This is a genomic window from Nitrosopumilaceae archaeon AB1(1), assembly GCA_033471095.1.
In the GTDB taxonomy this organism is placed as follows: domain Archaea; phylum Thermoproteota; class Nitrososphaeria; order Nitrososphaerales; family Nitrosopumilaceae; genus Nitrosoabyssus; species Nitrosoabyssus spongiisocia.
In genome coordinates, this window is sequence record CP136752.1 from 912,951 (window position 1) to 926,015 (window position 13,065).

Consider the following 13,065-nt stretch of genomic DNA (forward strand, 5'->3'; position numbering starts at 1 on the left):
ATATTTTATGGTGTCATAAAATTTCATCTTGCATAACCCATCAAAAATCCCACTTTTTTTGGATTTGTTTTAGATATTGTTTCACGTTGAAATGTTACTGGAATTGCTATATCTGTTGGTAATTTTAAAAATATATTGTTCAATTCCGTATGATTCATAACTAAAAATGGAACAAAATCTTTACCCTCTCCCCACTTTGTTTTTGACCAGATATTAGATCCCATTGCTAATAATGTATTGAATCCGTGCTGTGACGATAGAGTCCTATCTGTCATATATTGACCAAAATTCCTATGAAGCGGATAATCATGAATAATTAATTTATCATCTTGAACTTTGATCATTTCAAACAACCCTTTCAATGAATCAAGTGTTGATTTATAGGATTTAGTACATATAAAACCACGTATGGATACTGCTACTAGTGGCTCATTCTTACGTTTTTCATAAATATTTTTTTGCCGCTGATAAAATTTTGATTCCTTTTTCACTTCACGTTTCTCAGATAATTTTGGTAATTTGGAGTGCCAACCTGTTATGGAAATCTGCGTTTTATCCTTCGGCCCAATTTTATTTAATTTACCTGTTGATTTTCTACACACCTCTGACAATTGATCTATCTGTGAAAATATTATTTGAACAAAAACGGCATCTTCAATTGCAAGTCTGTATATGAGTTTGTCTAGAAATGGTTCTTGAGATTCATCAAATTCTGTAAATGTTATTTGACGATCTAATTCTACATCAAACATTAAAACTTCTTGATCAGCTCCATATCCTTCTTTTAACCAATCTGGAATATTTGACTCTGTTTTTCTATGTGATGTTCTTAGCATTTTCGTAAATATTTCCATCTCTTCTGGTATACATGTTGCAACAAGTTTACAATCTTTGTATCCGGGCTCCTTCCAGATTTCTATACTGCGAACGGTCTTGGATGCTAGTGGTAAACTCATATTTTGCTTTCTTGTGCCTATGTATGGGTTGATTTCAACATATGCACGTGAATGTGATGAATCATCATATTCTCTATTTTGATAAAATCCTCCACCAAAATACATTGGATCTGGCATACCATTTTTGAGGAATTTTTTTATTGCTTTACCATCTGTTTGCTCATAAATCCAAACCATTTTCATAACATCTCTTGATGGATACTAGTATACTTTGAGAGATATATAACATTGACTCATACAGGTTCTATAACATTATCCAGTGTTTTAACTATTTTCTTCTCTATGATTCTATGAATAACGCCCAAGATGTTACAGAACCTTCAATTGTTATTTTTAAATACATAGAATTAAAATGTAAATCATGATATCAAAGAAAGGCCTAATTCTGACAATTACAATACTTGGTGCCATAACTATTGCCAGCTCGGCTGTGTGGTTTATTCCTACAAATTTTGCTATGGTGGAAATTGTTCAAAACTTTGATGATCATCTAGATGGTGTAAAAAATATTTATGACTCTATAAATGATCACAATCAAGATTCGTTCAAACAATTTTTAAATGATGATATTACTTTTGAACAATACGCATATGGCGTTCAAATATCTACAGATCAAATTAATGAACAAATCATACGTCTAGTAAAGAGTCAGGCCGATGATGAATGGGTCGAGAGTTATGTGATATTCATAAATGCGTTACGCGAGTATAATTCGTATCTCAGAGATACCATCTTGGTCGCTGAGATGTTATCTGCCGAGTCGTCAGATGGTATTGAGGAGAAATTAGAGAATATTCGTTCTAGATTGGCAAATGTTGAACGCATGATTGAGCAATCTTATACATCTAGACCGTAATTAATCACATGAATGTGTGATTTGATCCTGAAGATTCGTAATTTTTAAAAATATGATCATACCATATATTGTCTATGCTTGAAAATACACCCGTCTCCAAATCTGAATCTACTCACGCAAAATTGTTGGTAATTTGTGTCGATCGTGATAATGACGTAGGTGAGAAGGCTGGGATTAAAACCCCTGTTGTGGGTCGTAATAATTGCATTGAAGCTGCACAACGATTAGCCCTTGAGGATCCAGAAGATGCAGACTCGAACGCAATCTTTTCTGCCATAAAGACATATGAAGATCTGATAAGTAAAGGTTACACTGCTGAGGTTATGATTGCAGCTGGAATTAAAGATTGAGGTGTACAAGCTGATGAAAAAATTCTGTTAGAAATTAAATCTTTTCATAATAAATTTTTGTCTACTGGGGCAGTCATTGTTTCTGATGGTGAAGACGATGAATCTGTAATTCCTATAATTCAAACCATTCTTCCAATTGTCTCTGTTCAGCGTGTTGTAATAAAGACTAGTAGGACTGTAGAATATTCATATGCTGTATTTGGTAAATATCTTAAAATGATTGCATATGATACAAAATATTCCAAATTCTTTCTTGGTGTTCCTGGAATTTTATTATTAATTGGTGGTATTGCAACTGTGTTTGGTTACACTGCTGAAATTTTTGCGGTGTTGGTAAGCATACTTGGTGGAGCATTTTTAATTCGTGCGTTTGACATTGATCGCGCATGGAGTAGTTGGACCAAACCTACTCCTACTGGTTTTATAAAGCTCTTTACATTAATTACTGGTCTTATTCTAATTATATCCTCAATAGGCTCTGGTATTTCTGTAGCACAACTTGATGTTTTATCTGGACTTAATTTTTCACAAATCTTATCCAATAAAGTACTAGTTGGCCAATTCATTTCTGGCACCCTACCTGTCTTGTGGGCAGGCATAGGTGTAATCTTTACAGGAATATATCTTACAAACGTGATTGGTGGTATAAAGCGTCAGATCACTGATATACTACGATTGGTGGTTTTAGCCTCATTATACCCAACAGTTCATACATTCACAAATGTTTTGATTTATGACGATGATCCCTTTTTTCTTATTATCCCACTTGTGAGTGGTCTGTCTGTTACTCTATTCTCTGCCATGTTGTTGTTTAAAAGATATAGAAATCAAAAAAACGAAGAAATGGAATAATATTTAGATTACCCTCAGCAATAATAATTATATGAATTTATCTTGGTCTAATTTATCAAAACTATCTCGCAGTAAAACCCCATCCCTACTTAAAGACAACAATCAATGTGAAAAACCACTAAATCATGTGGCTGTAATTCTAGATGGAAATAGAAGATGGGCACTTCACAATTCTAAAACTATCCACAAAGCATATTCTTTGGGAGCTGAGACTGCCACAAATATAATTTTATGGTGGACAGATCTTGATATTAAAATTCTTTCATTATATCTTTTATCAATAGAAAATCTTCAGCGATACGATGGGTTGCCCTACTTGTATGAATTAATGGAGAAGAAATTACAACAATTATATGATGATTCAATAATACATACACACAAAATTCAAGTAAAAGGGATAGGCAAAATTGATAATTTACCACAAAATGTTCAATCAATATTAAAAAAATTAGAAGATGTTACGAAAGATTATGATTCTCGTTTTCTGAATCTTGCCCTTGCATATGGAGGACAAACTGAAATTCTTGATGCCGTTAAGAAAATATCTGCTAAAGTGAAATGTGGTTCCCTGAATATAGACGAAATTGATAAACACATCATAGAGGAAAATCTCTATACATCTCACTTGCCATATCCCTCCCCTGATCTTATTCTACGTACATCCGGTGAAAAGCGCTTGAGTGACTTTCTAACATGGCAGAGTGGTTATAGCGAATTATTTTTTATAGATCAATTTTGGCCTGATTTTACAAAAAACACATTTCTTAAAGTTTTAAATACATTTCAAAACAGGAATAGACGTTTAGGCTTATGACATATTCACAAACCTCTGGGGGTGTAATCATATATCGTAACACAAGTGATGGTAAATCATATTTGCTTCTTCAATATATTCAAGGACATTGGAATTTTGTAAAAGGTAAAGTCGAAGATGGTGAAACAGCACATGAGGCGGCAATTCGTGAAACAAAAGAAGAAACTGGTATTACTGATTTACATTTTATCGATGGCTTTTCCCGACACGTAGAGTATGATTTTACATACAATGGTCAATTGATTCACAAAACTGTAATTTATTATTTAGCCGAATCTAAAACTGTTGATATTATTCTATCTGACGAACACCAATCATCTGCATGGTTATCAATTGATGATGCAATAAAACGAACTACACATAAAAATTCTAAAAATATTTTAATACTTGCCTCTGAATATTTATCTAGTTTGGATAAATAATTTCTTTATTTTTTGTAATGGGTTTTTAGAATTAATAATTGACCTACCTACTATGATGTAATCTGTGCCAGCAGAAATTACACTCTTTGCATCACCGCCTTGAACCCCTATACCTGGAGAGTATATCTCTAATTTTTTACCTATTTTTCCTTTACATTCTGTTATAATTTTTGGAAATGTAGCTCCGACTATAATTCCATCTGCATTGGTATCTACTGCCCATTTTAAAAAATAATGATACAACTTTTTTTTATTGATTTTCAGTTCATATGATGTGGTAGATTCTGGAGAACTCATATGACATAATGCGATCACACCTTTCTTTTTTTTATGCGATTCTACAACTATTTTTTTCAAATTATCTAATCCCATAATGGGGTTTACTATAACTCCATCAAATCCCATCTTCCATAATATTTTTGTGGTAATATTATTGGTATTTCCAATATCGTTTAGTTTTATATCTGCTAAAACTACTAGGTTTGATTCATGTGCTATCTTTGTAATTCTACTAATTGATTTGGCATCAAGTGGAAGTAATAGATGCATATTCAATTTCACACCACAAATGTACTGAACTAAATCCTTGATAATTTTTATAACTTTATCCTCTATATGTGCTACATTTGGTGAAAAATCACAAGCAAGTATGATCTTTCCATTTTTTTTAGAGGTTTTCTTTATTCTAGTCTTGTAACTGTTCATAATAGACAAGTGGATGTGTCTCCTCCAATTTTATTACTTTGATGTGTGTAAATCCATGACTTCCGGGACTCTCGACAATTTCTGGTGCTGTACCACTATTTGCAGAATATTTCAAAAATGACTTGTTAGGATTACCGTTCATTCTAATAAAACAAAAATATGATGCACCTTCTTCATTTAAATTCATAAAAATACCCATCATCCATTTGTCCTTGTATGGGAATGCAAAGAGTGGGAATGGTGCCTCCTCGAACCCATAACTGATTCTGGCAAGGCTAGTTAAATCTTCTAGTTCCAAAGGATGATACTTTTCTTTCAACTCTTTTGATTCTGGCAAAAGATTTGGTGATAGTGATTTTATATGTATAATGGGTGAGTAAATAAACTGTGAATCTTTTGTAGAATTTATGATTGCTGTGTATTCGTTACCATTCTTGAAACCATATTGTATAAATTCTCCATCTTCTTGTCCTATTGGGAAGTAGTAAATGATGGGTCTCTCTTTTAATAAATCCATTTGTACTGAAATCACTTTGACATCATTTAGTTTATGCATAAATGATATACGTGGCATTCTCTCTAACGCACATACAAGCCGTGCAAATTCGAGCATAGAACTAACTTTGACATACAAAGGAAGTGTGTCCATATATAATTAATAATCATTTATCTAAATTAAAACCTAACTTATCTTCTATCTATTACATCTTTGGCATTAGGCCCGGTGCCTATAATTACCACTTGTAATTTCAATTCCTTCTCTATTTTCTGTATGAATATTTTTACATCGTCTTCTAAATCATCATATGATGTATTTTGTGCACATTTTGGATATAAAACATCCATCTTTGTAATGGCAATCTGTGTTGCCCCATTCAATAAAACTGCTCTTCGGGCCAAATTAAAATCAAATTCTGCAGCCCGTCTCTGTCGTCCAGTTACAGTTCCGACCTCTGACCATCCACGTTTCTCCGTCTCCTCTGCTGATAATTCATTATCTAACGGACCTGTGCCAACTCGTGTCACATACGCTTTGAATACTACCATTACATCATCAACTTTTGTTGGACCGATTCCTACATCTGCACATATTCCTGATGCTGTCACATCCTTTGATGTTACAAATGGATATGTTCCGTGCCATAACGATAGAAATGTTCCTTGCGTGCCTTCTACAAGTACATTTTGTTTTGATTTAATTGCCGTATCAATTATACTAGGAACATCTACAAGATATGATTTTAATGATTCAATATTTTTTGCCAATTGTAATGTGCGTAAAGCTCTCTGTGCATTAGCAGGACCTGTTCCAGATCCCGTACTTCCAATTTTTTTTTGCAACATACCCTGTGTGTCTTGATCTTTGTGGTCTTGAGTTATTATACCACAATTATTATCAATAGATACTCGTTCTTTTACATTAAATTCTTCAATTTCTTTATGTAATACTGTTGGATCCACCACGACTCCAGGCCCAATCATTATTCGTGCATTCTTATTTAGAAAACCACTAGGGAGCATTCGTACCTTGTATATCCTTCCTTCTTCCTTTATGGTATGTCCTGCATTCGGTCCTGCCCCACCTCTGACGATTATCTGTGGATTATCTTTGTGTGCCAGATATGATATGATTTTGCCCTTTCCCTCATCTCCGAAAAATCCACCAACTACCACTGTCACAACCATGCTTTTTTTTCATGTCATGCATATTTAACTCATAAAGTTATGTGATTGAATTGTGATCGTTTTTTCTTAATCTAAATTATTTGAATTTATATGATTATGATAATTTACAGATTATTTTTTGGTAAATTATGTTAATTTTTTCAAAGTTGTGTGGAAATTGTAACATTTTTGAAATAAATAAACTTGATCCACTTTATTTTAGTATTTTTTACTAATTTTTCTAAAATTCATTATAATGATTATCCTAATTGTTAATAATTATTTACCAACGCTCACTAAATACGTTGTAATGTCGTTGTTAGTTATAATGGCAGAAGCATATTGTGTAAAATGCAGAACAAAACGGGAAATCAAAAATCAACAAGAAACAACACTCAAAAACGGTCGTCCCGCCCTTAAAGGTACTTGTCCTGAATGTGGGACTAATGTTTTCCGTATAGGCAAGGCATAGTCTCACCCCTCTTTTTTATAAATTCATATAAGACAAACTCTTTTTAATTTTTTATATATGACTAAAAAAGACTATGTTGCTCTTCTTGATGAAATTAAATCTAGTTTATCCAACGATGCCACAAACACTGCTGATCGATTTGAATTACCAGTTGTTGATGTAACTTGGGAAGGACAAAAAACATTTCTTCGTAACTTTTTAGATTTCTCCAAAGTGTTACGCAGAGAACCTGAAAAATTAATGCAGTATCTTGCCAAAGAATTTGCAGTACCTGCAGAACGTATTGGAGATATGGCTATGTTCATAGGTAAACGAGATCCAGAAGATTTCACACGTCTTTTAGAATTGTATGTTAAAGATTATTTAGAGTGTATTACATGTTCCAGTCCTGACACTACAGTTGTAAAAGAAAATCGTATATCCTTTTTAGTATGTGAGGCATGTGGCGCAAAATCTACCATGAAAGGAAAATATGCCTGATGTCATTTTCTGTAAATATTATAGAGCGCAAAGATACAATTCTAACAAACATCTGTGATGCTGATCTTCTTGATAAAAATATTACAACTGAATCTTTGAATTTACACATAAGCCCAAAATACTATGGAGGAGATGTAATTGGAATATCTGAAGCTGAAACATTATTGCGTAAATCTACAATACTTAATATGGTTGGACAAAATATAATTTCCCTGTCTTTAAAACTTGGAATTGGTTCTACTGGTGCAGTTAAAAAAATTAATAATACACAATTTTTGATTGTCTACAAGATGTAATTATCTGATATTTACTACACAATTATATAATAAATGAATTATTCTCATATATGGGAAAACGTAAAGTCCTAAATGAAAGTGAACTCAAAGAGATTAAACTTCCTGAGGAAGGGGAGTTGTTGGGTAGAGTAATAAAATTACTTGGTAGCGATCAAGTATTGATAAAATGTACAGATTCTATAACACGTAGAGGTAGAATTCGTGGCAAATTGAAACGTAGGATTTGGATTCGTGATAATGATATTGTCATAATTGCTCCGTGGGATTTTAAAGCAGATGAACGTGGCGATATAGTGTGGAGATTTACATTACCACAGGTAGATTGGCTCAAAAATAACGGTCATTTGGCCCGTGACTTTTGATGTCTAGGCGATCTCTGTTTTGAAAAATGATGAATCATTGATAAATGATTTTGAAATAAAGTTAGATAATAAATCTAATTCGAGAAACACTTCTAAATTATTTGCCGGATTTAAAAAAAATAAAGTGGTAAATGAAGTACTCGATCGCACTACTGTGATGACTATGTATAAAATGATAAATTCACATATAATCTCGTATGTAAACGGAGTTGTGAGCGCCGGTAAAGAATCTGTAGTTTTTTGGGCGGTCAAAGATAATGTAAACATTGCACTTAAAACATATTTGACCTCTACATCTAATTTTAAGAAACGTGCGTCTTACATAACGGGTGATCCACGATTTACCCATGTTAAAAAAAATACTAGAAGTTTAGTATATCAATGGGCAAAAAAAGAGTTTAAAAATCTCCATAGATGTCAAAGTTTTGGTATATCTGTTCCTGCGCCACTATATGTAGATAAAAATGTTCTAGCTATGGATTTTATTGGAGATGGTGGAGTTCCTGCAAAGACTCTAGTACAATGTGATGTAAATAAAAATGACTATAACTCCATGATTGAACTGATTGATATTTTGTACAACAAAGCACATCTTATTCATGCTGATTTGTCTGGGTATAATGTTTTCAAGACTAATAATGGCCTTGTCTTATTTGATTTAGGCTCTGCTGTTGATACTAGACATCCAAATGCTATGTCTCTATTGGAGAGAGACATTAATAATGTCTCTTCATTTTTTGTTAAACGAGGTTTACAAGTGACTAATCCAATTGATGTAATCAAAGAGGTGACATTATGATATTTGAAAAACCTGTTCGTATCCCTCTAGCTAGAATTGGTGCGTTGATTGGTAAATCTGGTAAAACAAAATATACAATTGAATCCATGTGTAGTGTTAAATTAAATATTGATAGTAAAACTGGAGAAATTCTAATCACTAGTAATACATCCACTGATCCACTTTTACCTTTCAAAGCTGTCAATATTGTAAATGCGATCGGACGTGGATTTTCTCCATCCAAAGCATTAGAATTATTAAAAGACGATTATCAATTACACATATTGGATTTGAGAGATTTTAGCTCAAAATCACCATCACAGATTGAACGTATAAAATCCAGACTCATAGGCACAAATGGTAAAGCTAGACGTAATTTGGAGACTTTAACTGGATCCCACATATCTGTATATGGCAAAACTGTATCTGTAATATCTACAACAAAAAAAATATCTCTAATAGTCGATGCGATTACATCATTATGTTCTGGCAGTGTTCATCGTTCTGTGTATCGTAAATTAGAATCTGTACGTCATATAGAAAAACAAGAAAAAATGATATTGTGGGAGGGTCAAAATATTGGTCAATAAAGAAAATTTCAATCAAATTTCACCAAGCGAATTCTTTTATCGCAATCGTGATCTCGCTGGATTTAGTAATCCGGCACGTTCACTATACACTGCAGTTAGAGAGTTTGTAGAAAATGGTCTTGACGCATGTGATCAACATAACATTTTACCTAAAATTCATATAAGCATAAAAGCCGTTGATCCTGAAAAAAATGATCCCAAACAATACATATTGACTGTCAAAGATAATGGTCCTGGGATGAATTCAAAACACATTCCACTTGCCTTTGGAACTGTGTTGTATGGTTCAAAATTTGGCTTAAAACAGGCACGAGGCATGTTTGGACTTGGAGCTACAATGGCAATTTTATATGCACAAATTACAACAAACCAACCCGTTAAAATTACTAGTTCTACAGATGGTGAAATTCGAGATGAGTATGAATTACTAATTGACATTCAAAAAAATAAACCGGTTGTACTAAAGCATACTACATCACCGCACAAGTCCAGTGGATTATCTGTAAGTATTTGTCTTGATGGTGATTATTCCAAAGCAGGTACCAAAATACGTGATTATATCTATCAAACTTCTCTGATTACTCCCTACTCTACTATTACATTTGATGATCCAAAGAATTCAAAGTTCTCATATGACCGAATTGTCACTACCATGCCTACACCACCAACCATAATCAATCCTCATCCTTACGGTGTTGATGTAGAGACAATGCGTCGTATGATAGCCCTTAGCACGTTTGAACTACCAGAATTTAATAGCTCTCTAATAAAGCAAATTAAATCTGAAATCAATTTAGACAATAAAACACGTGACACAAAAAAAATTCTACTAAAAGCAAAGAAATCATGGAGAAAATTAAGTACTCCTACAAAGATGGCCTTGTCTATATTGTCATTCTTAGACATTAAACTTGATGATCTTGATGGTATTCGTATTGAAGACATTGATGTCTCTGCAAAGCAACTACATTATTGGGATGGTGCAAAATCTGTAAACATGTTACTTGATACAACTAGTAAATACTATTCGGACTTGGTAAAAATGTCACAAGGGGAAACATTGACTGTGTTTCTTACCAAACGTTTTCAAAGAATTGGTAAAATCACTGCCCAAAATTTATCTGAGTTTGCCGGTTTTAAACCAGAGAAACGTGTGGGTACTTTGACCAATCAGGATATAGTACAATTCTGTAATGCTCTGCAAAAATTTAATTTTCTCCCACCAGATCCTACGTGTCTTGCACCACTTGGAGAGGATTCACTAAACGTTGGCATAAACAAATTTTTCAAACCAGATTTTTCTACCGTGATACAGAGAAATGCATCAGCATACTCTGGATTTCCATTTGTTATCGAGATTGGTATAGCATACGGTGGTGATATCCCACATGATGGAATAAAATTATTTAGATTTGCAAATAGAATTCCATTATTATATGATGAAGGTAGTGATGTTGTGTCCAAAGTAATCTCTGATATCGATTGGACTCGATATAAAATCAAAGGAGAGGCCCCTATGGTAATTGTATCTCATATATGCTCTACACGTGTGCCGTACAAAACTGTAGGAAAAGAAAATGTTGCCGATCGTCCTGAGATTGAACGTGAAATTAAATTAGCACTACAATTTTTATCTCGTAAAATGGCATCCTATATGTCCAAGCGCGGCAGAGCTGATATGGTTAAAAAACGTGTTAATCTATATCAAAAATACTTACCCTTGATTTCACAATTTTGTACTGAACTGGCAGGAGTGAAAAAAGAACCAAATTATAAAAATATGCTTGAACTAGTAGCAAGGGAGGCAAATCATGACACTGAAAAAACGTCTGAATAAAAAAACTAAAAAATCTTTGCAAAATCAGCACACTGATTTACTCAAAATGTTGCATGATCAAGGTAAAATAATTTATGATGCTCTGAATGAAAATAAATTCCCCTCATTTTCCATTCCTAGTAAATCTACTCGTAACATCATATATGATCCTGAACTGCGTCAATACATCCTTGGTAATACTGCATCACTTCGTAGTTCTAAAAATACATCACAAGTGAGATCCTTTACCCAACTAGTTTGGCTTGCATTTTTTGCAAATCGACTTACGCAGGAAAAAAAGTCATCTACACTTCGTGACGTGTATTATTCTTCACAAGCTTTTGCTGTAGATTTTGAAAATCAGGCAGAATCGGATAATATAATTGTGGATTTGGAAGCTGTATTATCCAAACCTCGTGAAACATTTCACGTTTTTCCTGAAGAACGTAGTAGTATTTTCGGTGATCTTGACATAGAGTATACCGTTCCAGGATATGAGGGTAAGAAGATGAATCTCTCAAATCATCCTGATGGATATGCCATAGGCCCAAGCCTTACTACATCTGAATTTGTAGATTCTAGCGCAGATATTGTGATCGCAGTGGAGAAGGGTGGTCTTTTCACTAGATTCATTGAGGAACAAGTCGATAAGAAATTTAAGGCCATTATTGTGGATACCGGCGGTCAGGCTGCGCGTTCTACTAGAACTCTTTTGAAACGATTACACGATGAACTGAGTCTACCTGTAATTATTCTCACTGACGGTGATGTCTATGGTGAACATATTGCTATGGTGATTAAATCTGGATCTGCAAATGCTGCTCATTTACGTGAGCTCACTGTGCCTGATGCCAAATGGGTAGGTGTGTGGGCAACTGATATTGAAAAATTCAAACTTCCAACTATACCTATGACTGATTCAGATATTAAACGATGTCGTGATCTCAAAAAAGATCCACGTTACCAAAAAGGTATATGGAAAAAAGAATTAGATGTATTTTTAAAATTGAAACGTAAAGCTGAATTAGAAGCATTCTCAAAGTATGGTCTTACAAATATTACTGATAAATATCTTCCTCATAAAATAGAAATATCTAAAACACTCTAAGATTTCATTGTTTTAATTCGTAATGTCAAAACACCATTTCTATATTTAAAATCACCAATTTCCATTTGTTTAGCATTCTCAATTGTCAATTCTTTTGAAAAATTTCCCGAACCTCTGATGTATAAAACACCCTCTATCAATCTGACCATTATTTTATCTTCTGGCCCTGGAATTTCCGCAACAAACACAATTCCATCTTCACTTTTTATGAGATCATATACCCAACTTTTAGTTTCTTGATTTGTTTTTTTGTATTTGGCCTTTTTACTGAGTATCATTTTTTTCACTGTTCTATTCCAGTAAAATATTGTGATTGCTGTTGCTCCAATTAAAAAGAAACTGACAAAACCAATACCCGATCTTTGAGTCATTATGTATACTATTCCTAGTAGAATAATCATAGCTATTGGCACTATAAAATTGAGAGATTTTTCATCAGAGTATGTATTTTCGTAGTTTGACACAAGTTTAAGTCAAATTTGACCAAATATAATATGTGCTGTTATTCGGATAAATTATCTAATAACTGATACATCTATATGA

Annotated in this window: 16 protein-coding genes and 1 pseudogene; 12 read left to right on the forward strand and 5 right to left on the reverse strand. The window is 33.4% G+C overall.

The annotated features are described in order from the left end of the window. Nucleotides 1–23: 23 nt before the first annotated feature. Entirely contained in the window at nucleotides 24–1,133 is a 1,110-nt protein-coding gene (locus R1F52_05395; GenBank protein WOV92549.1) for a hypothetical protein, read from the reverse strand. Between the two features lie 184 nt (nucleotides 1,134–1,317). Here R1F52_05395 and R1F52_05400 point away from each other — a divergent pair, with 184 nt between their 5' ends. From R1F52_05400 to R1F52_05415, 4 genes and pseudogenes are all read left to right on the forward strand, one after another. Then, nucleotides 1,318–1,812: a hypothetical protein gene (locus R1F52_05400; protein WOV92550.1), complete on the forward strand. Its 495-nt coding sequence runs from the start codon at nucleotides 1,318–1,320 to the stop codon at nucleotides 1,810–1,812. 74 nt (nucleotides 1,813–1,886) lie between these two features. Beyond that, nucleotides 1,887–3,014 (forward strand): annotated as a pseudogene (locus R1F52_05405) (DUF373 family protein). A 31-nt stretch (nucleotides 3,015–3,045) separates the two neighbouring features. Further along, nucleotides 3,046–3,828: a polyprenyl diphosphate synthase gene (uppS, locus tag R1F52_05410; GenBank protein WOV92551.1), complete on the forward strand. Its 783-nt coding sequence runs from the start codon at nucleotides 3,046–3,048 to the stop codon at nucleotides 3,826–3,828. After that, the gene (locus R1F52_05415) at nucleotides 3,825–4,250 is read left to right on the forward strand and encodes a bis(5'-nucleosyl)-tetraphosphatase (protein ID WOV92552.1); all 426 of its coding nucleotides are present in this window, start codon (nucleotides 3,825–3,827) and stop codon (nucleotides 4,248–4,250) included. Before uppS ends, R1F52_05415 begins: the two co-directional genes overlap by 4 nt. Here the strand turns inward: R1F52_05415 and pyrF are convergent. From pyrF to R1F52_05430, 3 genes are read right to left on the reverse strand one after another with little or no spacing between them, the layout of a single operon-like run. Beyond that, the gene (gene pyrF, locus R1F52_05420) at nucleotides 4,230–4,955 is read right to left on the reverse strand and encodes an orotidine-5'-phosphate decarboxylase (GenBank protein ID WOV93873.1); all 726 of its coding nucleotides are present in this window, start codon (nucleotides 4,953–4,955) and stop codon (nucleotides 4,230–4,232) included. The genes R1F52_05415 and pyrF overlap by 21 nt on opposite strands. Next, complete coding sequence (locus R1F52_05425; protein ID WOV92553.1) at nucleotides 4,936–5,604, reverse strand: hypothetical protein; 669 nt, start codon at nucleotides 5,602–5,604, stop codon at nucleotides 4,936–4,938. Before R1F52_05425 ends, pyrF begins: the two co-directional genes overlap by 20 nt. Nucleotides 5,605–5,642: 38 nt before the next feature. Next, nucleotides 5,643–6,641, reverse strand: coding sequence for an adenylosuccinate synthetase (locus R1F52_05430; protein WOV92554.1), 999 nt, complete (start codon nucleotides 6,639–6,641; stop codon nucleotides 5,643–5,645). Nucleotides 6,642–6,948: 307 nt separating this feature from the next. Here R1F52_05430 and R1F52_05435 point away from each other — a divergent pair, with 307 nt between their 5' ends. Genes R1F52_05435 through R1F52_05470 form a run of 8 tightly spaced genes read left to right on the forward strand, consistent with a single transcriptional unit; the run spans nucleotide 6,949 to nucleotide 12,522 of the window. Next, nucleotides 6,949–7,092 (forward strand): DUF5679 domain-containing protein, encoded by a 144-nt coding sequence (locus tag R1F52_05435; protein ID WOV92555.1) that lies wholly within the window; start codon nucleotides 6,949–6,951, stop codon nucleotides 7,090–7,092. A gap of 57 nt (nucleotides 7,093–7,149) precedes the next feature. Next, the gene (locus tag R1F52_05440) at nucleotides 7,150–7,572 is read left to right on the forward strand and encodes a translation initiation factor IF-2 (GenBank protein ID WOV92556.1); all 423 of its coding nucleotides are present in this window, start codon (nucleotides 7,150–7,152) and stop codon (nucleotides 7,570–7,572) included. Beyond that, nucleotides 7,572–7,868 (forward strand): DUF424 family protein, encoded by a 297-nt coding sequence (locus R1F52_05445; protein ID WOV92557.1) that lies wholly within the window; start codon nucleotides 7,572–7,574, stop codon nucleotides 7,866–7,868. The genes R1F52_05440 and R1F52_05445 overlap by 1 nt, the downstream gene beginning before the upstream one ends. 50 nt (nucleotides 7,869–7,918) lie before the next feature. Continuing rightward, the gene (gene eif1A / locus R1F52_05450; protein ID WOV92558.1) at nucleotides 7,919–8,230 is read left to right on the forward strand and encodes a translation initiation factor eIF-1A; all 312 of its coding nucleotides are present in this window, start codon (nucleotides 7,919–7,921) and stop codon (nucleotides 8,228–8,230) included. Nucleotides 8,231–8,249: 19 nt separating this feature from the next. Then, entirely contained in the window at nucleotides 8,250–9,029 is a 780-nt protein-coding gene (locus R1F52_05455) for a serine protein kinase RIO (protein WOV92559.1), read from the forward strand. Continuing rightward, complete coding sequence (locus R1F52_05460) at nucleotides 9,026–9,598, forward strand: KH domain-containing protein (GenBank protein WOV92560.1); 573 nt, start codon at nucleotides 9,026–9,028, stop codon at nucleotides 9,596–9,598. The genes R1F52_05455 and R1F52_05460 overlap by 4 nt, the downstream gene beginning before the upstream one ends. Beyond that, the gene (locus R1F52_05465; GenBank protein WOV92561.1) at nucleotides 9,588–11,435 is read left to right on the forward strand and encodes a DNA topoisomerase VI subunit B; all 1,848 of its coding nucleotides are present in this window, start codon (nucleotides 9,588–9,590) and stop codon (nucleotides 11,433–11,435) included. Before R1F52_05460 ends, R1F52_05465 begins: the two co-directional genes overlap by 11 nt. Beyond that, the gene (locus tag R1F52_05470) at nucleotides 11,410–12,522 is read left to right on the forward strand and encodes a DNA topoisomerase IV subunit A (protein ID WOV92562.1); all 1,113 of its coding nucleotides are present in this window, start codon (nucleotides 11,410–11,412) and stop codon (nucleotides 12,520–12,522) included. Before R1F52_05465 ends, R1F52_05470 begins: the two co-directional genes overlap by 26 nt. Here the strand turns inward: R1F52_05470 and R1F52_05475 are convergent. Continuing rightward, on the reverse strand, nucleotides 12,519–12,986 hold the full coding sequence (locus R1F52_05475) for an Hsp20/alpha crystallin family protein (protein ID WOV92563.1): 468 nt from the start codon (nucleotides 12,984–12,986) through the stop codon (nucleotides 12,519–12,521). The genes R1F52_05470 and R1F52_05475 overlap by 4 nt on opposite strands. Nucleotides 12,987–13,065 lie beyond the last annotated feature (79 nt).